The organism is Nocardia sp. NPDC059240, from assembly GCF_042753865.1.
GTDB lineage: Bacteria > Actinomycetota > Actinomycetes > Mycobacteriales > Mycobacteriaceae > Nocardia.
The window spans coordinates 719,816-742,763 of record NZ_JBHZAC010000002.1; the positions used below are offsets into that span (position 1 = coordinate 719,816).

The 22,948-nt window shown below is 67.2% G+C and carries 25 protein-coding genes and 1 pseudogene; 9 read left to right on the forward strand and 17 right to left on the reverse strand.

The features are described 5' to 3' along the window. Positions 1 to 13 precede the first annotated feature (13 nt). Positions 14 to 940: an NADP-dependent oxidoreductase gene (locus ACFXHA_RS08945; protein ID WP_379354516.1), complete on the reverse strand. Its 927-nt coding sequence runs from the start codon at positions 938 to 940 to the stop codon at positions 14 to 16. Between the two features lie 207 nt (positions 941 to 1,147). Here ACFXHA_RS08945 and ACFXHA_RS08950 point away from each other — a divergent pair, with 207 nt between their 5' ends. After that, positions 1,148 to 1,474, forward strand: coding sequence for a hypothetical protein (locus ACFXHA_RS08950; RefSeq protein WP_379354518.1), 327 nt, complete (start codon positions 1,148 to 1,150; stop codon positions 1,472 to 1,474). 79 nt (positions 1,475 to 1,553) lie between these two features. Here the strand turns inward: ACFXHA_RS08950 and ACFXHA_RS08955 are convergent, their stop codons facing one another. Both ACFXHA_RS08955 and kstD read right to left on the reverse strand, forming a co-directional pair. Further along, positions 1,554 to 2,414 carry a MaoC/PaaZ C-terminal domain-containing protein gene (locus ACFXHA_RS08955; RefSeq protein ID WP_379354520.1) on the reverse strand — a complete coding sequence of 287 codons (861 nt, stop codon included), beginning with the start codon at positions 2,412 to 2,414 and terminating at the stop codon, positions 1,554 to 1,556. A 302-nt stretch (positions 2,415 to 2,716) separates the two neighbouring features. Further along, positions 2,717 to 4,423, reverse strand: coding sequence for a 3-oxosteroid 1-dehydrogenase (gene kstD / locus ACFXHA_RS08960; RefSeq protein WP_379354522.1), 1,707 nt, complete (start codon positions 4,421 to 4,423; stop codon positions 2,717 to 2,719). Between the two features lie 152 nt (positions 4,424 to 4,575). On the opposite strand from kstD, the gene ACFXHA_RS08965 reads away from it, so the two are divergent. Genes ACFXHA_RS08965 through dmpG form a run of 3 tightly spaced genes read left to right on the forward strand, consistent with a single transcriptional unit; the run spans position 4,576 to position 7,389 of the window. Then, on the forward strand, positions 4,576 to 5,361 hold the full coding sequence (locus ACFXHA_RS08965) for a 2-keto-4-pentenoate hydratase (RefSeq protein ID WP_379354524.1): 786 nt from the start codon (positions 4,576 to 4,578) through the stop codon (positions 5,359 to 5,361). A 42-nt stretch (positions 5,362 to 5,403) separates the two neighbouring features. Beyond that, positions 5,404 to 6,312: an acetaldehyde dehydrogenase (acetylating) gene (locus ACFXHA_RS08970; RefSeq protein ID WP_379354526.1), complete on the forward strand. Its 909-nt coding sequence runs from the start codon at positions 5,404 to 5,406 to the stop codon at positions 6,310 to 6,312. A gap of 12 nt (positions 6,313 to 6,324) precedes the next feature. Continuing rightward, complete coding sequence (gene dmpG, locus ACFXHA_RS08975) at positions 6,325 to 7,389, forward strand: 4-hydroxy-2-oxovalerate aldolase (RefSeq protein ID WP_379354527.1); 1,065 nt, start codon at positions 6,325 to 6,327, stop codon at positions 7,387 to 7,389. Positions 7,390 to 7,460: 71 nt separating this feature from the next. Here dmpG and ACFXHA_RS08980 read toward each other — a convergent pair whose 3' ends face one another. Continuing rightward, positions 7,461 to 7,793, reverse strand: coding sequence for a hypothetical protein (locus ACFXHA_RS08980; RefSeq protein WP_379354529.1), 333 nt, complete (start codon positions 7,791 to 7,793; stop codon positions 7,461 to 7,463). Positions 7,794 to 8,404: 611 nt separating this feature from the next. Continuing rightward, positions 8,405 to 8,641, reverse strand: a complete 237-nt coding sequence (locus ACFXHA_RS08985) for a DUF433 domain-containing protein (protein WP_379354531.1) — start codon at positions 8,639 to 8,641, stop codon at positions 8,405 to 8,407. A 118-nt stretch (positions 8,642 to 8,759) separates the two neighbouring features. Here ACFXHA_RS08985 and ACFXHA_RS08990 point away from each other — a divergent pair, with 118 nt between their 5' ends. Next, on the forward strand, positions 8,760 to 8,999 hold the full coding sequence (locus ACFXHA_RS08990) for a glutaredoxin family protein (RefSeq protein WP_379354533.1): 240 nt from the start codon (positions 8,760 to 8,762) through the stop codon (positions 8,997 to 8,999). A 102-nt stretch (positions 9,000 to 9,101) separates the two neighbouring features. Then, positions 9,102 to 9,572 carry a hypothetical protein gene (locus tag ACFXHA_RS08995; protein ID WP_379354535.1) on the forward strand — a complete coding sequence of 157 codons (471 nt, stop codon included), beginning with the start codon at positions 9,102 to 9,104 and terminating at the stop codon, positions 9,570 to 9,572. Between the two features lie 48 nt (positions 9,573 to 9,620). Here the strand turns inward: ACFXHA_RS08995 and ACFXHA_RS09000 are convergent, their stop codons facing one another. Continuing rightward, a complete protein-coding gene (locus ACFXHA_RS09000; RefSeq protein ID WP_379354537.1) occupies positions 9,621 to 10,655 on the reverse strand; it encodes an AraC family transcriptional regulator ligand-binding domain-containing protein in 1,035 nt (344 codons plus the stop codon). 194 nt (positions 10,656 to 10,849) lie between these two features. Here ACFXHA_RS09000 and ACFXHA_RS09005 point away from each other — a divergent pair, with 194 nt between their 5' ends. Beyond that, complete coding sequence (locus ACFXHA_RS09005; RefSeq protein WP_379354539.1) at positions 10,850 to 11,197, forward strand: hypothetical protein; 348 nt, start codon at positions 10,850 to 10,852, stop codon at positions 11,195 to 11,197. 12 nt (positions 11,198 to 11,209) lie between these two features. Here the strand turns inward: ACFXHA_RS09005 and ACFXHA_RS09010 are convergent, their stop codons facing one another. The 9 genes from ACFXHA_RS09010 to zapE all read right to left on the reverse strand — a co-directional run bounded on the left by ACFXHA_RS09010 (position 11,210) and on the right by zapE (position 20,073). Continuing rightward, entirely contained in the window at positions 11,210 to 11,755 is a 546-nt protein-coding gene (locus tag ACFXHA_RS09010) for an RNA 2'-phosphotransferase (protein ID WP_379354541.1), read from the reverse strand. Between the two features lie 49 nt (positions 11,756 to 11,804). Beyond that, the gene (locus ACFXHA_RS09015; RefSeq protein WP_379354543.1) at positions 11,805 to 12,236 is read right to left on the reverse strand and encodes a hypothetical protein; all 432 of its coding nucleotides are present in this window, start codon (positions 12,234 to 12,236) and stop codon (positions 11,805 to 11,807) included. Then, positions 12,233 to 13,507: a DUF58 domain-containing protein gene (locus ACFXHA_RS09020; protein WP_379354545.1), complete on the reverse strand. Its 1,275-nt coding sequence runs from the start codon at positions 13,505 to 13,507 to the stop codon at positions 12,233 to 12,235. Before ACFXHA_RS09020 ends, ACFXHA_RS09015 begins: the two co-directional genes overlap by 4 nt. A 7-nt stretch (positions 13,508 to 13,514) precedes the next feature. After that, positions 13,515 to 14,477, reverse strand: coding sequence for an AAA family ATPase (locus tag ACFXHA_RS09025; RefSeq protein ID WP_379354547.1), 963 nt, complete (start codon positions 14,475 to 14,477; stop codon positions 13,515 to 13,517). 20 nt (positions 14,478 to 14,497) lie between these two features. Next, a complete protein-coding gene (locus ACFXHA_RS09030) occupies positions 14,498 to 15,001 on the reverse strand; it encodes a hypothetical protein (RefSeq protein ID WP_379354549.1) in 504 nt (167 codons plus the stop codon). Continuing rightward, a complete protein-coding gene (locus ACFXHA_RS09035) occupies positions 14,998 to 15,918 on the reverse strand; it encodes a DUF4129 domain-containing protein (RefSeq protein ID WP_379354551.1) in 921 nt (306 codons plus the stop codon). The genes ACFXHA_RS09030 and ACFXHA_RS09035 overlap by 4 nt, the downstream gene beginning before the upstream one ends. A 341-nt stretch (positions 15,919 to 16,259) precedes the next feature. Continuing rightward, complete coding sequence (locus tag ACFXHA_RS09040; RefSeq protein WP_379354553.1) at positions 16,260 to 17,735, reverse strand: UDP-glucose dehydrogenase family protein; 1,476 nt, start codon at positions 17,733 to 17,735, stop codon at positions 16,260 to 16,262. Beyond that, positions 17,735 to 18,877: a glycosyltransferase family 4 protein gene (locus ACFXHA_RS09045; protein WP_379354555.1), complete on the reverse strand. Its 1,143-nt coding sequence runs from the start codon at positions 18,875 to 18,877 to the stop codon at positions 17,735 to 17,737. The genes ACFXHA_RS09040 and ACFXHA_RS09045 overlap by 1 nt, the downstream gene beginning before the upstream one ends. Positions 18,878 to 19,104: 227 nt before the next feature. Further along, complete coding sequence (zapE, locus tag ACFXHA_RS09050) at positions 19,105 to 20,073, reverse strand: cell division protein ZapE (protein ID WP_379354557.1); 969 nt, start codon at positions 20,071 to 20,073, stop codon at positions 19,105 to 19,107. A gap of 78 nt (positions 20,074 to 20,151) precedes the next feature. Between zapE and ACFXHA_RS09055 the strand changes: the two genes are divergently transcribed. Next, positions 20,152 to 20,742 carry a TetR/AcrR family transcriptional regulator gene (locus ACFXHA_RS09055; RefSeq protein WP_379354559.1) on the forward strand — a complete coding sequence of 197 codons (591 nt, stop codon included), beginning with the start codon at positions 20,152 to 20,154 and terminating at the stop codon, positions 20,740 to 20,742. Here the strand turns inward: ACFXHA_RS09055 and ACFXHA_RS09060 are convergent. Next, complete coding sequence (locus ACFXHA_RS09060; protein WP_379354561.1) at positions 20,732 to 21,052, reverse strand: hypothetical protein; 321 nt, start codon at positions 21,050 to 21,052, stop codon at positions 20,732 to 20,734. The two genes, ACFXHA_RS09055 and ACFXHA_RS09060, sit on opposite strands and share 11 nt — an antisense overlap. 122 nt (positions 21,053 to 21,174) lie before the next feature. Between ACFXHA_RS09060 and ACFXHA_RS09065 the strand changes: the two are divergent. Next, positions 21,175 to 22,038: pseudogene (locus ACFXHA_RS09065) on the forward strand (LLM class flavin-dependent oxidoreductase); the annotation flags it as partial. A gap of 53 nt (positions 22,039 to 22,091) precedes the next feature. Here ACFXHA_RS09065 and ACFXHA_RS09070 read toward each other — a convergent pair. Next, positions 22,092 to 22,943, reverse strand: a complete 852-nt coding sequence (locus ACFXHA_RS09070) for a helix-turn-helix domain-containing protein (RefSeq protein WP_379354563.1) — start codon at positions 22,941 to 22,943, stop codon at positions 22,092 to 22,094. Positions 22,944 to 22,948: the final 5 nt, after the last annotated feature.

Genomic DNA, 22,948 nt, shown 5'->3' on the forward strand with positions numbered 1-22,948 from the left:
ATTCGCCGACACCTCACGCGACGGTGAGCACAACCTTGCCCACGGTCTGCCCCGAAGCCACGATCTCGTGTGCCTTCCCCGCCTCTTCCAGCGGCAGCGTCTCGGCGATGGTCGGCCGAATCTTCCCGGCATCCACCAACTCCGCGATCTGCTCCAGCGCCCAGTAATCCGGCTCCACCGAGACCCCGGCGAACCGCCGTCCCGACTCCTTCACCGTCTTCTCCAGCTCAGCACTCGGGTGCTCCAGAATCGTCACCAACACCCCACCCGGCTTCAACACCGAAAGGGACCGCGCCCCATCGGCGACGGAGTCGAAAACAATGTCGACATCCTTGACCGCCTCGGTGAAATCGGTTGTCCGGTAATCGATCACTTCATCGGCCCCCAGGCTCTTCACGTACTCGTGCTTGCCCGCACTGGCCAACGCGATCACATACGCGCCCTTCGCCTTCGCGATCTGCACCGCCAAATGCCCGACCCCACCGGCAGCCCGGTGAATCAGCACCCGATCCCCCTCTTTCACGCCGGCCTTGTCGACCAGCCCCTGCCAGGCCGTGAGCGCCGCGAGCGGGAGCGCCGCAGCCTCAACGTGATTGAGCGACTTCGGCTTCCGCGCAAGCTGCCGCGAAGGCGCCGCCACATACTCCGCGTAACCCGTTGCAGCCCGCGGGAAGAACGGCATCCCGTAAACCTCTTCCCCCACCTCGTACCGAGCCCCGGGCCCGGTCTCCTCAACCACACCCGAGATATCCCACCCCACCCCGAACGGCGGCTGCCCCAGCAACGGGAACGCCCCCGAACGCACCGCAATATCAACAGGATTCACCGCACTGGCCTTAACCCGAACCAGCACCTCCCCCGACAGCAACTCCGGCTTCTCGGTCTCCACAACCTCGAGCACCTCAGGCCCACCAAAGCTCTTCTGAATCACCGCACGCATAGCCTTCATCTCCCGGAAGCAGTCCCTCGGCCCGTCCCTCGAACCGAACGATGACTACGTTAGGCACCTCCAACAAGACTCTGAATGGCTTGAAGTCTCGCCTTTTTATCCAGAAGTATCCGCCCGAAGACACTGGTGCCTCGCCGACAGCCCCGCGCCTCTAAGTCGGCCCAGAAATGCGCTGGACTCGAAAGATAGTCTCTCGCTATGGAACCGCACTCGGAGTACCCGGCGATCATGATCAGCGGATCCGCAGTGGCCTTCGGAATCCTGGCGTCAGTAGTGAAGGCCAACCGGACGCTCGTCGAGGACGCCTTGGCAACTCAACTGCCTTGGCTGGCCTGGCTGCCGAATGACGCACGCACGGAATGTGTTTCGGAACTACTGGACCACCTGACAGCAGGCACGACCCCCTCCGCCACACTGCTGTTCTCGCGAGCTGCCCGAGAGTGGCAGTCAACCGCAGAGGTGCACTCCGACCCCGAACTGGCCCGCCGCCTGAGCGGCCCATTCAATCCACAAAACGATGACTGAACAAGATCAGGGAGCTCCCACCGAGGGAATCTGTCCGATTCACCGCGCTGAGAGCTCCCTGATCTTGGAGCCTCGTGGGTTACGAGTACGTGAGGGCGACGTCGGCGAGGACGGGGGCGTCGTCGCGTTCGACGACGGTCACGGCGATGGTGAGTTCGCCGTCCTGCTGCCAGATTCGGCTGCGGAGGGTTTCACCCGGGTACATGACTCCGGCGAAGCGGGCTCGGAAGCCCTTGACGCGGGCCACATCCGAGGCCAGCACGGTGTCGGTGGCGGTCTTCAGGACCAGGCCGTAGGTGCACAGGCCGTGCAGGATGGGGTTGGGGAAGCCTGCGTTGCGGGCGAATTCGGGGTCCGAGTGCAGGGGGTTGCGGTCGCCGCACATGCGGTAGAGCAACGCCTGCTGGGGGAGGGTGGGGGTGAGGACCTCGAAATCCGGTGCGCGGTCGGGGAGTTCGGTCTTGGCGCTCGGTCCGCGTTCGCCGCCGAAGCCGCCCTCACCCTTGGCGAAGATGGAGGAGCGGGAGGTCCACAGGAGTTCGCCGTCGGAACCGACGGCGGTGTCCTCACGCCACACGACGGCGTTGGAGCCCTTGTCCCAGATCTCGGTGATGCGTCCGGAGATGGAACCCTTGCCCGAGGCCGGGATCGGGCGGTGCACGATGGTTTCCTGGCTGCCGTGCACGACCTTGGCCAGGTCGATGTCGATGCCGTCGAACTTCACCTTGGGCGGCTCGGTCTCGTGGAAGGACGGCGCGACGGTCGCGAAGGACGGCAGTACGGCGGGCTCGCGGTCGTCGACGTAGCGCAGTTCGGCCGCGTCGGTCCAGCGGTTGCCCGCGCCGAGCGCCAGGTTGTAGGTCTGCACATCGCCGGCGGACCAGCTGAATTCGCGCGCGGGGATCTGCGCGCCGAGCGCGACACTCAAATCGATGGGCATGAAAAGTTCTCCTCGTCCTCGCGTCCGATGGTCCGGCGCGGCTCGGCTCCCCGCAAGCCCCCGCTCCGCTGACCGGGTAGCGCGTCGGTGGCGCTGCGGGTAGCGCATCGGTGGGCGCTGAAAGTCTGGTCCCGGTCCCGCCACCCGAAAGAGCGTTCGTGGTGGCGGTCCGGGCGTTCAGTTGTGTTTTTCCCGCGCCCTGCCGGGATAGAGCGGTACGACAGGGCATGCGGGTGGGTTGGGCGCGGACTCGACGTGACCCGACTCGCGCCCAACCCGATCCTGAACCGGGTTGGGACGGTTCAGGACGCCTGGTCGGCCTTGGCCGGTGCACTCTGTTTCGCCTTGGCGGCGGCGTCGAGGGCGGCCAGGTAGCCGAAGGTGATCGCGGGTCCGATGGTCGCGCCGGGACCTGCGTAGGTGTGGCCCATGACCGGCGAGGAGGTGTTGCCCGCGGCGTAGAGACCCTCGATCACGGTCCCGTCCTCGCGCAGCACTCGCGCGTCGTTGTCGGTGACGAGACCGCCCTTGGTGCCGAGGTCGCCCGGCACCATCTTCACCGCGTAGAACGGTCCGACCTCGAGCTTGTTGAGGCACGGGTTCGGCTTGATGGTCGGGTCGCCGTAGTAGCGGTCGTAGGCGCTGTCGCCACGGTTGTAGTCGAGGTCCTTGCCGTCCGCGACGAAGCCGTTGAAGCGTTCGATCGTGGCGGTCAGCTTGTCGGCCGGCACGCCGATCTTCTCGGCCAGCCCGGCCACCGAGGAGGCCTTGACAATGAGGTCATTTTCCATCCAGCGGGACGGAATCGGCTGGCCAGGCTGCAATCCGGCGAAGATGTAGCGGGACCGGTAGCGCTGATCGAACACCAGCCAGCACGGCACGTTCTCGCCCGGACCTTCACCCTGCCCGTATTCGCCGCCGTACATGGTGTGCACTGCCTCGACGTAAGGAGCGGACTCATTACCGAATCGCTGACCTTGCGTGTTGATCATGATGGAGCCGGGCAGATTTCGCTCGGCGAGGCAGAACCACGGCTTGCCCTCACCGCGGAACGTGGTCGGACCCCACCAGGCGTCGTCCATGAACGAGATGTCGCCGCCCGCTTCGATGCCCGCCCGGATGCCGTCGCCGGTATTGGCGGCCGCGCCGGTGGTCCACTCGGTGGTGATGGGCTCACGCTGGTACTTGTGCCGCATGTCGGCGTTGTGCTCGAAGCCGCCGCTGGCCAGGATCACGCCGTGCTTGGCCGTGAAACGGACGGTCTCGCCGTTCTGCTCGGCGTCGACACCGGTGACCACACCGTTCTCGATCACCAGTCCGGTGAGTGGAGTGTTCAGCAGCACCGGCACATTCGCGTCCAGCAGGCCCTTGCGCAGACCCGCGATGATGGCCTGGCCCATGCCGACCAGCGCCTTGCCGGTGACCTTGCCCCACGCCCAGCGGGTGCCGACGCGCAGCACGCGCGCGATGCCGACCGGGTGGCGGCGAATCAGGTTGAGCTTCTTGTAGTCCGCCTGCATGACGACCACGTTCAGCGGAGCCTTGCTGTAGGCGGGCTCCAGGTTGAACCGTTCCGCGCCCAGCACCTTGAGGTTGAACGGCTTGGGTTCGCAGCTGCGGCCGTCGGCCTTGCCGCCCGGTGCCTCCGGGTAGTAGTCGGAGTAGCCGGGTACCCAGCACATCTTCAGCGCGGAGTGGTCGAGCACGTAGTCGAAGGCTTCCGCGCCGCGATCGATGTAGGTATCGATCTTCTCCTTGGGCACCACGTCGCCGATGATGCTGTAGAGGTAGGTCCGCGCCTCGTCGAGGTCGTTGCCCTTGCCCGCGGCCTTGAGCACCTTGTTTCCGGGAATCCAGACGCCACCGCCCGAACGCGCGGTAGAACCGCCGTAATGAGCGGCTTTTTCGATGAGCACCGTGCGCAGACCGTGGTGCGCAGCGGTGAGGGCGGCGGACATCCCGGCGGCACCACTGCCGACCACCACCACGTCGTAATCCCGATCAGTCATGTAGAACACGTTATAGAATCAATCCTGGTTTGGTCTATGTTGGTCTGGCAGATGGGACTGCTGAAGCGATGTTCTTCACAAAAACTCGTTTCAATTTCTAGTCTCGTAACCACTGGGCCACCGGCCGGTACCCCCGATGGAAGGAACACAGCGTGCTGACCGACGCGCTACGCAAGGAACTCGCGGACGAACTCGCTGCGGCGGAGCGGACGCGGCTGCCCATCGATCCGCTGGCCGCGCGCTACCCCGAGATCGACGTGGTCGACGCCTACGAGATCCAGCTCATCAACATGCGCCAGCGCTTCGACGGCGGGGCGAAGGTGGTCGGCCACAAGGTGGGCCTGTCCTCCAAGGCCATGCAGCAGATGATGGGCGTGGACGAACCCGACTACGGGCATCTGCTCGCGGAAATGGAAGTCTTCGAAGACGTTCCGGTCGACACCGCCAAGTACTTGTTCCCGCGCGTCGAGGTCGAGGTCGGCTTCATCCTGGGCGCGGACCTGCCGGGCGAGGACTGCACCGAGGAGGACGTGCGCAAGGCCACCGTCGCCTACGCGCCCTCGATCGAGCTCATCGACACCCGCATCAAGGACTGGAAGATCGCGCTCTGCGACACCATCGCCGACAATGCGTCCTCCGCCGGATACGTGCTCGGCAAGCAGCGGGTTTCCCCGGATCAGTTGGACATCAAGAACATTGATGCCGTGCTGACCCGCAATGGCGAGGTCATCGCCGAGGGCCGCTCGGACGCCGTGCTCGGCGATCCGACCATCGCGGTGGCGTGGCTGGCCCGCAAGGTCGCCCAGTTCGGTGTGCGCCTGAAGGCCGGCGACATCGTGCTGCCCGGCTCCTGCACCCGCGCCATCGACGCCCGCCCGGGCGACGAGTTCATCGCCGAGTTCGCTGGACTCGGTTCCGTCCATTTGGGTTTCGCGTAAGCGACCCGAGCGATACACATCTTCACCGAGTAGGAGAAAGCCGTGACTGGAAGCAAAGTCACCGCCGCGATCGTCGGGTCCGGCAATATCAGCACCGATCTGCTCTACAAGCTGCTGCGTTCGGACAAGATCGAGCCGCGCTGGATGATCGGCATCGACCCGGATTCCGAGGGGCTCAAGCGGGCTCGCGGGCTGGGCCTGGAGACCTCCGCCGAGGGCGCGGACTGGCTGCTGGCATTGCCGGAGAAGCCGGACCTGCTGTTCGAGGCGACGTCCGCGTACGTGCACCGGGCTTACGCGCCCAAGTACGCCGAGGCGGGCATCCGTGCCATCGACCTCACTCCCGCCGCTGTCGGCCCGGCCGTGATTCCGCCGGTCAACCTCGACTCGCTGCGTGACGAGATGAACGTCAACATGATCACCTGCGGTGGCCAGGCGACGATTCCCATGGTGCACGCGGTTTCTCGCGTCGTGCCCGTCGAGTACGCCGAGATCGTGGCGTCGGTGTCCTCCGTGTCGGCCGGTCCCGGTACGCGCGCCAACATCGACGAGTTCACCAAGACCACCTCCGCCGGTGTCGAGACCATCGGTGGGGCGAAGCGCGGCAAGGCGATCATCATCCTGAACCCGGCCGAGCCGCCGATGATCATGCGCGACACCATCTTCTGCGCGATCCCGGAAGACGCCGACCGCGACGCCATCACCGAATCCGTGCACCGCATGGAGAAGGCGATCCAGCAGTACGTGCCCGGCTACCGGCTGCTCAACGAGCCGCAGTTCGACGAGCCGTCGCTGGTTTCCGGTGGCATGGCGAAGGTTTCGATCTTCGTCGAGGTCGAGGGCGCGGGCGATTTCCTGCCGCCGTACTCCGGCAACCTCGACATCATGACCGCGGCCGCCACCCAGGTGGGCAATGTGCTGGCCGACCAGATCCTCTCGGCTCGGGTGTAAGGAGAACCGATAATGACCAATCCCAATGTCCTGAAGCCGTTCTCGGCCGACCTCGACATCCGCGTCACCGACACCAGCCTGCGTGACGGCTCGCACCACAAGCGTCACCAGTTCACCGTGCAGGAGGTGCGCGACATCGTCGGCGCACTCGACGCGTCCGGTGTGCCGGTCCTGGAAGTCACCCACGGTGACGGCCTCGGCGGTTCCTCGTTCAACTACGGTTTCTCGAAAACCCCTGAGCAGGAACTGATCAAGGCCGCCGCGGAGACCGCCAAGCAGGCCAAGATCGCCTTCCTCATGCTGCCGGGCGTCGGCGTCAAGGAAGACATCAAGATCTCGCAGGACAACGGTGCGTCCATCTGCCGCATCGCCACCCACTGCACCGAGGCCGACGTCTCCATCCAGCACTTCAATATGGCCCGCGACCTCGGCCTCGAGACCGTCGGCTTCCTGATGATGGCGCACTCCACCACCCCGGAGAAGCTCGCCAAGCAGGCCCGCATCATGGCCGACGCGGGCTGCCAGTGCGTCTACGTCGTCGACTCGGCCGGCGCCCTGGTCCTCGACCAGGTCACCGACCGCGTCTCCGCCCTCGTCGCCGAACTCGGCAACGACGCCCAGGTCGGCTTCCACGGCCACGAGAACCTCGGCCTCGCCGTCGCCAACTCCGTCTACGCGGTCCGCGCCGGCGCCACCCAAATCGACGGCAGCGCACGCCGTTTCGGCGCAGGCGCCGGCAACCTCCCCGTCGAAGCCTTCATCGGCGTCTGCGACAAGCTCGGCATCAAGACCGGCGTCGACTTCTTCGCCGTCACGGATGCGGCGGAAGACGTTGTCCGCCCGGCCATGCCGAGCGAATGCCTCCTCGACCGCCAGGCCCTCATGATGGGTTACGCGGGCGTCTACTCCTCGTTCCTCCGTCACGCCGAGCGCCAGGCCGAACGCTACGGCGTCTCGGCAGCCGAAATGCTCGTCCGCGCCGGCCAGCGCAAGCTGGTGGGCGGCCAGGAAGACCAGCTCATCGACATCGCCCTGGAACTCCAGCGCGAAAAGGAAAAGTCAGCCGCCAACGCCTGACCTCAAACCCTCACTGGGCCGCAACCAACTCCGGTTGCGGCCCAGTGTCGTTCGCCAGAGCCTTCGTTCGTTCAGGAGGCCTTGCGGTGCCGGTACTCCTCGACGGCCGCGAGCAACACCGAGATCGGAACCGTGTCGGTCCCGTTCTCGAGGCTTGTCACGGCCGCTTCGATCGCCTCTCGCAACCAGGCCCCGGTGCTGATACCGCGCGAACGGGCGGCATTGCGCGCAGCTTCGAGGACCGGTACCGGGAGCCGGACGCTGTACCCGGCCAGCGCGGCGGGTTCCGGCTCGGCTACATACTCGATCGTTCCGGCCGCCTCGGCTGCGGCAATTTCCGGATCAGCGCCATGGGTGTCGTAGTGCTCACGTAGCTCTTGCAGTTTCTTTGGGTCCATGGTCATTTCGCTCTCCTGAGGAAGGTCCGCCGTTCCGTGTCGGTCATGTCGCGGGCGGTGACGACGAAGGTTGGCCATCGGCAGCCTTGCTGAGAAAGACTGCGAGTAGTCGACCCGAGTAGGCACGTCCTAGCAGCAATGTGGCCTCATCGCGAGCGGGCACGGTTACATACGGGCGTTCGGTGGCCTCGGTGACTTCGTGCGGAACAACTCGATGTCGGGCTATGTGCCGCTCGGAGTCATCTGTCCAGTGGATCTCCCACATGACCAACTGTATCACGATTGAAATACGCTCCGCGATAGCTTAGCCGTGGCTGACGGTCGGGCGGTTCAGGATCAGATCGCTGACGATGATTGATACAAGGCCGTTGGGCCCCGGACCAGACTCCGATTCGCACTGCACCACAACGGAACTCAGCGCCGAAGATCCCGATCGGGGTGCGCGATGAACGCGGTACTCGGTGGCGCGGGTCGACATGGGTTACCGCGAGTGGCCCTCGAATCGCTCGACTGGATCGTCATCCGAGCCACCGCCGCCCACCTCCGCACCCGCCCCTCCCCCATCCTCGCCGCTTCCGCCAGGCCCTCGCATTGCGAGCATCAAGATCAGGGAGTTCTCAGCGCGGGGAATCGGACAGATTTCCGCGGTGGGAGCTCCCTGATCTTGTTTGGTAGAGGAGGGCGGCGATGAGGTCTTCGCGCGTCAGGGCGGGGCAGTCGGTGAGGAGTTCGGTGGGGGTCAGGCCGGCGCGGAGGAGGTCTACGAGGAGGGCTGTGGGGTAGCGGGTGCCTTCGATGGTGGGGGCGCCGTGGCAGATGGCGGGGTCGAGGGTGATGCGGTGGAGGTAGGCCATGGGGGTGAAGCGTAGGGGTCGGAGGTAATCGAACTCTGTGGTTGCTGTGACCTGGGTATGTGGGTTAACGGGGTGGTCGGTCGGTGTGCCGGAAATGAGCGGGTGGCAGAGTCGGGGTATGGACGACATCGTGCTGTACGGGGCCGACTGGTGTGGGGATTGCCGGCGGGCGAAGGTGTGGTTGCGGGAGAACGGGGTGGCGTTCACCGAGATCGATGTGGAGCAGGATGACGCGGCTCGGGAGCGGGCGGTCGAGATCGCGGGTGGGCGCAAGAACATTCCGGTGATCGTGCTGCAGGACGGGACGGTGCTCATCGAGCCGACGAATGCGCAGCTCGCGGCGGCGCTCGGGCGGTGAGGGCGCGATCGGTGTAAACGCGCGTGGCGGCGGGGCGCGATAGTCACACTGATTGCACACTGACCGGTCGGCCGTGCCGACCACCGCAGAGATGGGGGCGTCATGAAGGGTTTCGAGGTACAGGTTCGCAAGATCGGTTTCGCCGCAACGGCATTGGTGGCGGCCGCGGCCGTGGGAACGGCCTTGGCCGGTTCGGCCGGGGCATCGCCGTCGGATTGGAAGACCACGGTGTCGGTGTCGGGGACGGCCGCCACCGGGTGCACGGCGCAGATCACGGCGACGGTTGTCGGTGATTCATCGCTCGGCCTGGGCGCGCCCGCGAACTACCCGCCGGTCGAATTCTGGGACGGGACGACCTTTCTCGGCCGGGTGGTGCCGACCTTGAATCAGGCGAGTCCCGGCAACCTGCCGTCGTTCACGGCGCAGTTGAGCTGGACGCCGACCACCACGGGCGCGCAATGGATCTCGGCCAACTACGTGGGCGGTAACTACACGCCCGCGGTGTCGGGGTCGACGCTGGTGACCGTCGGTACCGGGCTCAATCTCGGGTCGGTCTGCATTCCGTTGGGCTGAGTGAACCGCCCGGTCCGGGTGGAGCGAATCACACCCGGACCGGGACACTCACACCCGGACCGACACGCGGCCGCGGTTCTCGCGGGCGAACAGGCCGGGCGATTGACCCTTCCATGACCGGAAGGCCGAAGTAAACGCCGAGACACTGCCGTAGCCCAGACGGATTGCGGCCTGTTCCACCGTCATTCCGGCCACGAGCAGTTCCTCGGCGAGGAGACCGACGGTCTCCGTGGAGAGTTCACGGAAGGTGGTGCCCTCGTCGGACAGGCGACGGCGCAGGGTGCGCACGCTGAGATCCAATTCTGCCGCTATGCGTGATTGGTCCGCTATGCCGCCCCTGGCGATCAGCAGCTGACGTACCTGCCCGCTGATGCCGCGGCGACGCTTGCGGCGCTGCATAAGGTCCGCGCACTGCTGCTCATAGAAGCGCGCGGTGGCCGTATTCGCCTGTGGCAGCTGCAGATTCTGGATACTGGACGGTCCGGTGACGACCGAGCGCGGGGCATTGAAGACGACCTCCTCGACCCCGAGCATGGCCCCGAACATCTCGTAGACCGGATGCGGTGAGAACGCCACCGCCACCCGGGTGATGGGCGGACGCATCGGCATGACGTCCTGCTGAATCGTCCAGATGGCGGCCACATCTCGTTCCACCGCGAAGCGCCGGATCTCCGGCGGCACCCCGCTGTCGTCCCGCACGATGGAGACATCGTCGCCGGTGATGACCAGGTGGTGGCGCGCGACGGTGAAGGACAGGTCGGTGTAGCGCAGCGCCAACTCCACGGCGTCGCGCACGGTCGAACAGCTCATCAACGCGAAGCCGAGTACGCCGAGACTCGGTGGGTGACACAGCAATCCGGCCATAAGCCCCATTCCGGGCTCGTCTCCGACACCGGCCACCACATTGCGCATCAGGGACAACTCCTGCGCGAGGGTGATCTCCGCGGTGGAATCCAGCAGATCCCGATCCCGAATCCCGGTGTGGCGCAGGAGATCGGGCATGCCGAGCCCGCGCGCGACCGCGAACTCGACGAGCAGTGCCGCGCTGGTGATGGAGCGCAGTTGAGCCTGACCGTCCGTCACATCGAAATGGTCGCAAACTTTCAGCGTGCCATGGGGCGGAACGAGCGGGGAAGTTGCTGAAAGCGGCCGAAATTCGATTGTTTCTGACCCCGGACGCGCTGGAGGCGTAACGTCTTCAGGCATACGGTGAATATCTAGCTAACCAACTGAATAACTAGCTGACTACAACCGATAGACATGGAGAAGGTGAGCCAATGGCCGCCTGGCAAGTGTTCACGGCAACTCTAGCAACGCTCGTGATCATGACGATTGCCATCATGAGTCTGCACCACCCCCACCAGGACCCGGACAGACTTTCCGTGGAGCGAATCCGCGAACGAATCAACAATGAGCACAACACATTAACCCTGGCGCGCAGCGACCCGTCCCAATGGTCGCACCTCGCGCCGGATCACCCGCTCGGACTTCAGGAAGCCCACCGCACCATGCAGCAGCACCGCCGCTGCGCGGTCGCCGAATGCGCACGCAAGGGTGCCGCATTCCGGGCTCTCATCGACGCCGGCCGGATCAAGCCGACCCGCATGCCACCCGCCCTGCAATAGCCCTGGTGGCCTTCACAGTCCCGTCAGGTACTCCGGCGGGACCGCGGCCACCAGCCAGACCCCGTTGGTGCTGACCCGGAACACGTGCCCGTCGCGGTGCATAGCCGCGGCATCCACGGTCAGCACCACGGGTTTTCCATGACGCGACCCCACCTGCACGGCGGTGTCGAGATCCGCCGACAGGTGGACGTCGTGGCGGCGCATGGGCTTCAGCCCTTCGGTGTAAATCCCGGGCAGGACCGCGGCAACGGTGCCGTGGTAGAGCAGATCGGGCGGCGTGCTCGCCCCGTATTCCAGGTCAACGTCGACACTGTGTCCCTGACTCGCCCGAATCCGGGTTCCCGTCGCATCGAACTCGAAGCGGCGCTTGTTGTTCCGCGCCACCACCTCGTCCAGTTCGGCGCGGGAGACCTTGCCGCCGTGCGCGGCCAGGGCCGACAGCAGCGCCGTGACCTCCACCCAACCGGCGGGGTCCAGCACGATGCCGATCGCCTCGGGCGCATGGCGCAGATGCCTCGACAATCGCTTCGAGGTCTTGACCAACAGTTTTTCTTCCATGCGCGCGAGTGAACCAGTCGCCCAGCCGGATTCGAAGCGAATTTCCGCCTCAGTCGCCCGGCCGGTTGTCGGCCAGCCCGCGAACCAGCAACGCGTACAACAGGATCACGGTGAAGGGCGCGAGAATCGGCACCCAGTTCAATCCGGTGGGCAGCGCGGTGGCCGCGCCCGCCGCGACGGTGAACACCAGCGCGCCCGCCACCGAGGGCACGGTGGTCGGCACCACGCCCACCGGCGCGGAGACCGTGGCCGTGTTCAGCAGATAGGTGGTCGCCACCAGTCCGATGCCGCCCGCCACCAGGGCGCCGGTGCCGATATAGGCCAGCGCCCCCATGGCCGCGAGCACCGCCAGCACCGCGCACACCCGCCACCGCCAGCCCGCCACGACCGCGAGGCCCACGGGTATCGCCGCCCACGGCAGCACGATGCCGACCGCCGCCGTCAGCAGCAGACCGGACAGGATCGCCAGGAATCTCGTCATCGGCGCACCCGGACCGTGCGGCGGTGTTCGGGGATCAGTCGCATCACCTGGTCGAGGCGGGTGTCCTCGGGCCACGGCACGATATCGACGCCGACGGTACCCATATCGCGATACATGGAGGTGCGCTCCAACTGCCACATGCGGGCCAGGGTCGAGTTCAGGTCGCCGTCGAAGGGCGGCCCGCGCAGCACGTCGACCACCACCACGACGTGCCCGCGCTTGCGCAGATCGATGAGGGCCAAGGCGAATTGGGTGTCGAGCAGGGTGGAGAACGCCACGATCACCGCGCCGATCGGGACCGCGGAATGCGGGGCCAGCGTGCCCTCGGTGAGCAGGTGTTCGTCGCCGACCTCGAGCACGGTGTCGACGATGCGATAGAACTGGCGGCGGCCGATATCCGGGCGCAGCCAGCGCGGCGCCCGACCCAGGCACACCACGGCCGTGCGGTCCCCGGCCTGCAGCGCGGACTGCGCCACCTGCGCCGCGCCGCGCACCGACAGCTCCAGCGAGTCCGAAGCCGGTCCGGGCGCCTGCAGCGAAGTGTCCACCAGCACAACCACATCCGCAGCCCGGTTGGTGAAGCGCTGGGTCACGAACAGCTGCCCGCGGCGCGCACTCACCGGCCAGTTCACGGTGCGCAGCTGATCGCCGGGCGTGTACGCGCGGATATCGGCGTATTCGACGCCGGGCCCGGCCCGCCGCGTCAGATGGGTGCCCATGCGTTCGGGAAGTTCGGTGCGCGGCAAGCGCATTCGCTGCGGATCGGTGATCGGGTAGATGTACAGCTCGCCGGCGGACAGGCGCAGCGAGGCGACCGCCAGCCCGGCCGGGCTCAACGCACTGACCCGCATCGGCACCGGGTAGCGTCCCCAGCGCGGCGCGGACAGCGCCAGCCGCAGTCCGGCGGGCGCGGGCCCGGAGTCCACCGTCTCTTCGACGTGTACTTCCATGCTCTGCATCGGTTCCGGGTGCAGGCGCAGCAGGGCGTGGCCGCTCTCCACGAAGGCCGCGGCGGTCAGCACCACTTCCTCGGTCTCGAAGCAGCGCAGCACCCCGGCCCCGTCGACCTGAATCCTGGTGCGGGACTGCTGCAGTGGGGCGGTCGCGAGCACGCCGATCATGGGGGCGGCGAACACCACCAGCTGCCACTTGCCCAGCACCAGCGCCAGCACCAGGGCGGACGCGGACACCGCGGCCAGCATGAACACCAATGGCGCGGGCCGCCAGCGCAATTCGGCCTCGACCGTGGTACTCGTGTCGCGATGCTTCATCCGGACCTCAGGACTGGGTGGCGCGCGGCACCGGCAGGCGGCGCAGCAGTTCGGCGATGACGTCCTCGCCGCGGATGCGGCGCACCCACATCTCGGGGCGCAGCGTGATGCGGTGGGCCATGGCGGGGACGGCCAGGGCCTTGACGTCCTCGGGAACCACGAAGTCGCGATTGTTGAGCAGTGCACGGGCGCGGGCCATCTGGACCAGATCGAGTTCGGCGCGCGGGCTGGCCCCGACCTCCACCTGGGGGTGGCCGCGGGTGGCGGCGGCGAGGGAGACGACATAGCCGACCACGTCGGGGTGGACGGTCACGTATTCCACCGCCTGCCGCATCTCCAGCAGCCCTTCGGCATCCACCACCTGGGATATCTGGGCCTGTTGCGACCCGCGTTCGAGGCGGCGGCGGATCATGTTCATCTCGTCGCTCTCCGACAGATAGCCCAGCCGCAGCTGCATGGCGAAGCGGTCGAGCTGGGCTTCGGGCAGCGGGTAGGTGCCTTCGTACTCGATCGGGTTGTCGGTGGCGAAGACGATGAAAGGGTTCGGCAGCGGGAAGGTTTCGCCGTCGATCGACACCTGCCCCTCGGCCATGGCCTCGAGCAACGCGGCCTGGGTCTTGGGCGGGGTGCGGTTGACCTCGTCGGCCAGCAGCATATTGGTGAACACCGGGCCGCGCCGGAAACTGAAACGGCCCGAATGCATGTCGTAGATGGTGGAGCCGATGAGGTCGGCGGGCAGCAGGTCGGGGGTGAACTGCACCCGGGTGAAGTTCAGCCCGAGCGCCGAGGCGAAGGACCGCGCGATGAGGGTCTTGCCGAGGCCGGGCAGATCCTCGATCAGGATGTGGCCGCCGGCCAGCACCGCGATCATGATCAGCTGCATTTCGTCGCGCTTGCCGACCACGACCCGGGCTACCTCACGCAGCACCGCGTCGGTGCGCTTGATGGTCACGTCCATCGGTGTTGTCATCGCATGTCTCGCATCTCATCTCACATGTTCTGTAGCCGACGGAGGATTTCGTCGAGGGCCTCGCGTCCGGGTGCGCGATTGGCTTGATCGCGCAGCGCCGAATTGGCCGGGTCCACCCAGCGCCACAGTTCGGGGCCGAACTGCAGCTGTCCCGCCACCTCCAGCGCGCGCCGGTTCTTGGCCATCCGGTGCCCGCTGGTCAGCTCGAATTCCTTGGCCAGCAAGGGACGTAGGTGCCGATCCCAGTCGGCCCGCGAACCCTCGGACCGCTCGACCAGCATCTGCGCGCGGGCCTGCCAGCGGCGCAGCATGTCGGCCGGGCCGTTGTCGATGTCGTTGTCGGCCGGTTCGGGCGGGGCCGCCCGGCGCGCGCGCTCCACCAGCGACCACAGCAGCAGTCCGAGCCCGCCCGCCACCGGAATGGCCGACAGGGCCAGCAGCGCCTCACGCTGATCGCCGAGGGCGGACATCTCGATGACGACGCTCAGTATCAGCGCGCCGACCACGATCGCGATCCGGTTCATACCGCCTGCCCTTGCAGATCAGCCAAGACGATGCGCAGCAACTGCTCGGCCCGCATCCGCTGCCACTCCAGCATGGAGTGCGGACTGAAGCGGGCCTCCTCGAACAGCGAGACCAGCTCCCGCGCCGAGGCGTCGTGCAGGAAGCCACGATCGAAGGCGCGCGCCAGCACCTCCGACGGGGTGTCCGAGGCCAGCGGCGCGACCTCCCGTGCCGTTGCCAGACCACGTTCCATGGCGACATAGCAGGCGATGATGGCGGTGCGCGGATCCTGACCCGGCGCGATCATGGCCGCCAGGCCCATCTCCGCCACCTTGGCCAGCGATACCGCCTCGGTGGACGCGGGCTGCGTCAGCAGGGTGCGGCCCAGGTCGGGCTTGCGCCCCGAACCCACCGCCACCACAACCAATCCGGCCAGCGCGATGAAGACCAGCACGCCCGCCGCAATCCCGACCAGCAGCAGGTTCAGGCCCTGCAGCGACGGATTGGGCAGCGTATCCGGTTGATTGGCAACGGTTTCCACCGGTTGACCGGTCCCGGTCGGCTCGGCGGTGGGTAGCGTGCCGACCTCGCTCTGCCGTGCCGGTGTCACCAGGTACACCGAGAACACGGCGGTGGCGATCAAGGCGACGGCCGCGATCCCGGCCAGTACCAGCAGCCCGATCCGCCGCAATCCCGTGCCGCGCACGGCATTCTCGCGGTCGGGTTCGGGCATGGCCAGCGGCAGCCGGTGCTGACTGTTGATCACCCCGGCCACCAGGATCACCATCGACACCAGCAGCAGTACCGGCATGAGAGCCAGCGATACCGCCGAGGACGGGTGCGGTGCGGAGGGTCCGCCGGTCCCCGGAAGGTATCCGCGCAGTGCGACGACAGCCAGCATCACGAGCCCGATCAATGCGATCGTGCGCGTTGCCACCGTCCCCACCCCAGTCACGAACACTCCTAACCAGAGTCCAGCAGAAAACAGGCACATAGTTACATGCCAAGCGGTCCCTCAGGACCAGAATCGGGAAGCTGGAATCACATACCCGAACCACATAAATCCCCCACCAGCACAACGATCACCGCGAGCCGGAAAACCCAGGTCACCCGACCCGAGTCATCCCATCAAAGGCGACGCCGCGCAACCCCACTTATCAACGTTCATCACCATCCCCGGACGAACGCCCGACATGTCGGGGCGGCACCGTCGACGAGAACGCCGCGCCACCGGCATTCGGCAGCACGGCGTCCGTCATCGGGCGGTGTGATGGTCGATCAGGCAGTGCGGCGAACCCGCGCGCGGAGGCGTGTCAGTGGGGAGGGCTGGGGCAGGGCGCGGGCCTGGTCGGCGACCGTATCGCGCACGGCGACAGCGGGAGTGGAGTAGGTGGCCCCGGCGGGCGCGCCGACGCGGCCCGCGGCGGTGCGGGGCTCGACCAGGCGGCCCAGGGCGCGGAAGTCCCAGCCCGCGGCCAGCCAGGGCTCCGGGTCGAGAGTGTTGCGGGCGTCGATGAGGACGCGGCCGCGGGCGACCGTGCGCAGGAAGACCGGGTCCAGTTCACGGAATTCGCGCCACTCGGTGAGGTGCAGCACGACGTCCGCCTCGTGCAGGGCGGCGGCGGGGGTGGCGGCGAAGACCAGTTGCGGCGCCACGGCACGCGCGGTGTTCGTGGCGGCCGGGTCGAACACGGTCACCTCGACGCCCGCCGCGTGCAGCCGCCGCGCCACATCGAGGGCCGGTGAATCGCGCACATCGTCGGAGAGCGGCTTGAAGGCCGCGCCCAGGATGCCGACTCGACCGGTGCTCCGATGCGGACCGCCGAGCAGAGCCAGCGTCTCCCGGACCACCCGCTCCCGGCGGCGCAGGTTCACGGCGTCGATATCACGCAGGAAGTCGACGGATTCACCCGCACCGAGTTCGGTGGCGCGAGCGATCAACGCCCGCACATCCTTGGGCAGACAGCCACCGCCGTAACCGAGACCGGCACCCAGGAACTTGTGCCCGATGCGGTCGTCGTGCCCGAGCGCCTCGGCCAGCAGCGTCACGTCCGCGCCGGTGATCTCGCACAGCTCGGCCATGGCATTGATGAACGAGATCTTGGTCGCCAGAAAGGCATTCGCCGACACCTTGATCAGCTCGGCGGTCGGCAGATTGGTGATCACCACCGGCGAGCCCGCCGCGATCGGCGTCGAATAGACCTGCCGCAGCGCCCATTCCGCGTCCGGCGTGGTCACGCCGAACACCAGCCGGTTCGGGTGCAGGGTGTCGAACACCGCATGTCCCTCGCGCAGGAATTCCGGGTTCCAGGCCAGATCGACCGAAATCCCTTCCGGCGCCAGCTCGGCGATGCGGGCCGTCAGCGCCTCCGCGGTACCGACCGGCACCGTGGACTTGCCGACGATCAGACAGTTGCGGGTCAGGTGCGGCACCAGGCCGTCCAGCGCGGAGTACAGCTGCGACAGATCCGCCGCGCCGTTCACCCCGGGCGGCGTTCCGACACAAAGGAAGTGCACATCGGCGAATTCGGCGGCCTCGACCAGCGAGGTGCCGAAGCGCAGCCGCCCACCCGCGACGTGCCCGGCCAGCAGTTCCGGCAGCCCGGGCTCGTGGAAGGGCACCTTGCCGACGGACAGCGCCGCCGCCTTGGCCTCGTTGTTGTCCACACCGAGGACCTCGAAGCCGAGTTCGGCCATGCCCGCGGCGTGGGTGGCGCCCAGATAACCGGTGCCGATGACGGAGATGCGGAGCATCAGGATGCCTCCTTGGTGGCCGGGACCTCGCCGTGCACCGTGTCGGGCTGCAGGCGTTCCGCGATCACCTCGCGGTAGTGACGGATGAGCAGGTCGTTGACCGCGGACCAGGACCGGTCGCGCACGCTGCGCACCGCGATGGCCGCGGTCTGCTCGCACAGCGCCGGATCCTCGACGAGCCGGCGCACGAACTCGGTCATGGCCTCGGCATCGCCGGGCGGGTAGAGGAAACCCGCACCGGGAGAGACCACATCGATGGGACCGCCCGACTTGGGCGCCACTACGGGCACCCCGGAGGCGAGCGCCTCCTGCGCGGCCTGGCAGTAGGTTTCGTGACGGCCGGTGTGCACGAAGACATCCAGCGAGGCATAGACGGCCCCGAGCTCCTCACCGTGCAGCACGCCGAGGAACTCCGCGTCCGGCAACAGCTTTCGCAGCCGCTTCTCCTCGGGGCCGCCGCCCACGATGATCAGCTTCACGTTCGGCACCGAGCGCAGGTGCTCGAGCAGCTCGAGCTCCTTCTCCGGCGCGAGCCGCCCGATGTAGCCGACCAGCTTCTCGCCCTTGGGGGCCAGCCGCTTTCGCAACTCCTCGGAACGGCGGAAGGGGCCGAACTGCTGCAGGTCGACGCCGCGCGGCCAGCGGCCCAGCCCCGGGATGCCCATCAGTTCCAGCTGACGCAGGCTGGCGGTGGAGGGTGCGAGGGTGCGGTCCACGCGGAGGTGGATGCGGCGGGTCAGCGCGGTCATGGCGCGGACTCCGCCGGGGAGGTCGTAGCGCAGCGCGAAACCCACCAGATCGGTCTGATAGATGGCGACCGTCGGAATCCCGAGTTCGTTCGCGACCTTGGCCGCCTGATAGCCGAGCGTCGCCGGGGAGGCGATGTGCACGACATCGGGTTTGAATTCGCGGATGATCTTGCGCAGTCGCCGCCGGGTCTCGAGGCCGATTCGAAAGTCGCGGTAGAACGGCAGTCGCGCTCCGCGCACGACGTGGACGCGGAAGCCCGCGTACTTCTCGGGCCCGGTCGGCGCGACCAGGGTGGCCTCGTGCCCCTTGGCGGCCAGGTGATCCAGCACCCGCCTGACGGAGTTGGTGACGCCGTTGACCTGGGGAAGAAAGGACTCGGCGACAACCAACACCCGCAGGCGGGCACTGTTCCGGATGTGGGGGCTCTTCGGTAAGCTCGGGTTCCGCGGCGCGGAATCCCTTGCCTGCTCGCGGATTCGCATCGTTCCCCTCCGGTTCGGTGCTGCTCCTGACGCCACGGTAGGAAGCGGCCCGCAACGCAAGACCCCCTCCGCGTTGACGGGACGTGAACCGTGCCTGTCGATCAAGTCGGCCAGTTCACCGGGGCTTCGCCGAACGGTTAACGAGACTCGAGGTTTACCGGTTGACGCAGCTCACCGAGCCTGCTGAGGGTGCGGTAGAGATCCGGAACCCGCTTGATCTCAGCGCCCAATTCGCCGAGTGGGACCTCGGCGAACAGGGACAGTTCGAGGTCCGCGTCGTAGAGCACGTCGACCAGATTCACGAACCGCATCACCCAATCCGGTGGGACGGAGTGCATGGCGGGCACACCGCACACCACCCACCTTTCGATCCCCCGCGCGAGGGCCAGGTAGTCGGCCGCCGAAACCGGGATACCGCACAGTTCCGCGAAATCGACGGTCAATTCGCCGTTCTCGAGCGCCCGCGCCCGCAACTGCCGGTGCGCGATCGGCACCTCGGCCGCGCCGATCACCTCGCACGAGCCGACCACGTAGTGCCCGGCCGCGAATCCGGTGTGCCGTCCACCCAGCGAGCGGTAGTCGGTCGGGCCGTTCACCGACACCACGTCCAGGTGCTCGAGGATCTTCTCGATGGTCGGTTCGAACATGGCGTGCATCAGCGGGTTCGGCAGCAATCCCTGCGGCGGGTAGTTCGAGGTCACCACCAGGGTGATGCGGCGGGCGAACAGGTTGTCCAGCAGCCGGGCCACCAATCGCGCGTCACCCGAGTCGTGCACGTGGAATTCGTCGAAGCAGAGCAGGTCGATGCCGTTCAGCAGCGCGTCCGCCGAGGCGTCGATATTGCCGTACTCGTTGATGCCCGCGTTCAGGCGCGCGAAGAACTCGTGGAAGTGGTAGCGCCGCTTGCGCTCCGAGGGCACCGCGTCGAGGAAGCGGTTCATCAGCATGGTCTTGCCGCGCCCGGGGCCGCCGTAGAGGTACAGCCCGCGCGGCCCGCTCTGCCCGAACCGGAAGGGCCGGCGCTTGCCGATTCGTCCCGCGATGGCGGCCAACCGGTCCGCGGCGAGCTGCTGATCCGGATCGAGCACGATCTGCGGAGTTTCCATGACGCCCTCCTCCATCCTCTACCGCTGTAGAGCTTCCTCTATAGTTGTAGAGGATTCGGCGAACGCGGAGGAGCAAAGGTGACCACACCCACAATCGATCGGCGCACCCTGATCGTGGACAGCGCCATCGATCTCATTGCCGCCCAAGGACTCCGGGCCCTCACCCACCGCGCGCTGGATACCGCGCTCGAGTTGCCCGCCGGGTCGACGTCCTATTACTTCCGAACCAAACGAGCGCTGATCGAGGCCATCGTGGACCGCATCGCGACCCGCTCCCGCGACGACTTCGAGGGGCGACCGCCCGCCATGGACCGGCGCGACCCGGATCAGCTCGCGGAAGGCATCGCAGGCTGGCTGGATCGCCTACTGGCGCAACGCCGCAACCACCTGATCGCCCGGCACGCCCTCATCATCGAACTGCTCGGCGACGGCGACCTGCACGCCCAACTCGTAGGCTGCCTCTTCTCCCACCGGCACGCCACGACACTGTTCGAAACCCTCGGCGCGGCCCACCCGGCCACGGCCGCCGCCGACTTCATCGCGGTCATCGAGGGCCTGATCTTCGACCGCTTCGCCGGTGCCCGAACCGAACTCGCGCCGGGCACCGCGAAGAGCGTGGCGCAGCTGGCGACCGTCCTGGCCGTCCAGCTCCGCGCGGCTAGTCGTTAGTGCTGATTCGAATGTCCCAGAACCGCATGTTCGGCCACGGCGGGTTCTTGACCACGGCGTAGGTCCCGAGCGTTGCCGCGACCAGCCCGGTGATCACGCCGATGGTCACGATCCGCGACGCATCCACCGCCGCCTCCCACTTGACCTCGCCTCCGTGCACCACGAACACCCCGACCGGCCGCGCCCCACGCCAGGAACTCACCGCCGCGACGGTAATGATCGTGGCCCCGTCGGGCGTCAGATGCGGCTCCCCGTAAACCAGCGTGCCCCCCAGCCCCGGAAGCTCGTTCAGCCGTTCCCGCAAGGTCATGACGACCCCTTTCCCCACAGTCGAATGCGCCCCAATCTACGCCGCCGCCTTCGACCCCCGCCGAATCTTGCTCAGCCGCTACCCATCCGGAATAAGTGGACACCATGACCGGTTACTTGAACATGATACCTAGCAACAAGATCGGCATCGTCTTCGGCAGTCTGACCCCACCCGAGCAGCTCACCGCGGGCGCGGCCCTGGCGGAGCGACTCGGGCTCGGCGAACTCTGGTTCTCGGAGGACTGCTTCTTCACCGGCGGGCTCTCCGGCCTGACCCAGCTGCTGGCGGCGACCCGGGAGATTCCCGCCGGGCTCGGGCTGGCCAGCATCGCGACCCGGCATCCGGCCGTGCTCGCCATGGAACTCGCCGGGCTGGCCAGAACGTATCCGGGCCGGGTCCGGGCGGGCATCGGACTGGGTAACCGAGGCTGGCTCGAGCAGATGGGACTGCTGCCGCCACGTCCACTGACCGCGCTCGGCGAGACCGCCGATGTGCTGCGCGAACTGCTCTCCGGCGAGCCGGCGGACCGGAAGACCGAGACGCACACCTTCTCCGGCATTCAGCTGGGCTTCCCGCCCGAGGTGCCGCCGGAACTGTGGGTCGGCGCGGTCAACGAGCGTGGCCTGCGGCTGGCGGGCGAAAAGGCCGACGGCGTCTTGCTTTCCGTACTCGCCGGACCCGCCTACGTGCGCTGGGTACGCGGACTGCTGCCCCGGCACACACCGGTCACCGCCTTCGTCCTGACTGCGATCGACGATGACGAGCGGGCCGCGCGCGACGCGGTCCGGAACGCCGTCGGAATGTTCCTCCGGGCCGAATCGGATTCGGCCTTGGTGGGAAAGTCACCGCATGCCAAGGAGATACGTGCCGCCGTGGCCGAACTCGACCCCTCGGAACCACTCGCGGTAGCGGACGAGTGGATCACCGAGTTCGCGGTCGCGGGCACTCCCGGCCAGGTCCGCGCTCACCTGCGGGCATTGCTGGAGGCAGGGGCGAATTCGCTGGGCCTGTGGCTCTTCCCGCCCGAGCGGCTGACGGATCAGCTCGTGCGTTTGACCTCGGAGGTGCTCGACTCCAGCAGTGCGTCCAGTGCCCGCGCGGTACCGGTCCCCGGCGCGGCGGTGAAGGCAATGAGCGCTCGCACTCCGGGTTCGGCCGGGATGTCCAGCAACTCGTAGTCCAGGTGCAGGTCACCGGCTTGCGGGTGCCGCAGGCGATAGCGGCCGTACTGGAAGTCGTTGACCTCGTGCGTCTCCCAGAACTCCCGGAATTCCGGGCTGCGTTCGTTCATGTCGCGCAGCAATGCCCGCAGTTCCGGATCATCGGGCCGGTGGCCGGCCCGCAGCCGCATGTCCGCGGCGATGTGCCCGGCGATGGTCGGCCAGCTTTCCGCGGTGAGCGCCCGAATGCCCGGATCGAAGAAGACCAGGCGCATCCAATTGCGCTCCCGTTCCGGCAGTTCCGCGAAGTCGACGCCGAACATCGCGACCGCCGCGGCATTCCAGCCGAGGATTTCGGTGTGGTGGCCGACTACGTAGGCGGGAGTACGGGTCATCGAGTCGAGGAGCTGACGCAGGCCGGGGCGCAGCGGTTGCCCGGCCCGGGACAACGAACGCGGCGGCCGGGCCAGGTTGTGCAGATGTCTGCTCTCGTCGTCGGTCAGCCGCAATGCGATGGCGATGGCGTCGACGATGCCCGCCGAAACCGCTTCGGCACGGCCCTGTTCCAGCCGGACGTAGTACTCGACGCTCACGCCCGCGAGGTGCGCGACCTCCTCGCGCCGCAACCCGGGCACCCGTCGCCGCCCCCACACCGGTAACCCGATGTCCTCGGGCCGCAATCGCGACCGCCGCGACCGAAGAAACTCGCCCATTTCAGACCTGTCGGACACCATGT

Excerpts from the sequence above, each read along its gene's own strand:
- ACFXHA_RS08945 (WP_379354516.1), bottom strand. The coding sequence starts at position 940 with ATGCGTGCGGTGATTCAGAAGAGCTTTGGTGGGCCTGAGGTGCTCGAG.
- ACFXHA_RS08950 (WP_379354518.1), top strand. The coding sequence starts at position 1,148 with ATGGAACCGCACTCGGAGTACCCGGCGATCATGATCAGCGGATCCGCA.
- ACFXHA_RS08955 (WP_379354520.1), bottom strand. The coding sequence starts at position 2,414 with ATGCCCATCGATTTGAGTGTCGCGCTCGGCGCGCAGATCCCCGCGCGC.
- kstD (WP_379354522.1), bottom strand. The coding sequence starts at position 4,423 with ATGACTGATCGGGATTACGACGTGGTGGTGGTCGGCAGTGGTGCCGCC.
- dmpG (WP_379354527.1), top strand. The coding sequence starts at position 6,325 with ATGACCAATCCCAATGTCCTGAAGCCGTTCTCGGCCGACCTCGACATC.
- ACFXHA_RS08980 (WP_379354529.1), bottom strand. The coding sequence starts at position 7,793 with ATGACCATGGACCCAAAGAAACTGCAAGAGCTACGTGAGCACTACGAC.
- ACFXHA_RS08985 (WP_379354531.1), bottom strand. The coding sequence starts at position 8,641 with ATGGCCTACCTCCACCGCATCACCCTCGACCCCGCCATCTGCCACGGC.
- ACFXHA_RS08990 (WP_379354533.1), top strand. The coding sequence starts at position 8,760 with ATGGACGACATCGTGCTGTACGGGGCCGACTGGTGTGGGGATTGCCGG.
- ACFXHA_RS08995 (WP_379354535.1), top strand. The coding sequence starts at position 9,102 with ATGAAGGGTTTCGAGGTACAGGTTCGCAAGATCGGTTTCGCCGCAACG.
- ACFXHA_RS09005 (WP_379354539.1), top strand. The coding sequence starts at position 10,850 with ATGGCCGCCTGGCAAGTGTTCACGGCAACTCTAGCAACGCTCGTGATC.
- ACFXHA_RS09010 (WP_379354541.1), bottom strand. The coding sequence starts at position 11,755 with ATGGAAGAAAAACTGTTGGTCAAGACCTCGAAGCGATTGTCGAGGCAT.
- ACFXHA_RS09015 (WP_379354543.1), bottom strand. The coding sequence starts at position 12,236 with ATGACGAGATTCCTGGCGATCCTGTCCGGTCTGCTGCTGACGGCGGCG.
- ACFXHA_RS09020 (WP_379354545.1), bottom strand. The coding sequence starts at position 13,507 with ATGAAGCATCGCGACACGAGTACCACGGTCGAGGCCGAATTGCGCTGG.
- ACFXHA_RS09025 (WP_379354547.1), bottom strand. The coding sequence starts at position 14,477 with ATGACAACACCGATGGACGTGACCATCAAGCGCACCGACGCGGTGCTG.
- ACFXHA_RS09030 (WP_379354549.1), bottom strand. The coding sequence starts at position 15,001 with ATGAACCGGATCGCGATCGTGGTCGGCGCGCTGATACTGAGCGTCGTC.
- ACFXHA_RS09040 (WP_379354553.1), bottom strand. The coding sequence starts at position 17,735 with ATGCTCCGCATCTCCGTCATCGGCACCGGTTATCTGGGCGCCACCCAC.
- zapE (WP_379354557.1), bottom strand. The coding sequence starts at position 20,073 with ATGGAAACTCCGCAGATCGTGCTCGATCCGGATCAGCAGCTCGCCGCG.
- ACFXHA_RS09060 (WP_379354561.1), bottom strand. The coding sequence starts at position 21,052 with ATGACCTTGCGGGAACGGCTGAACGAGCTTCCGGGGCTGGGGGGCACG.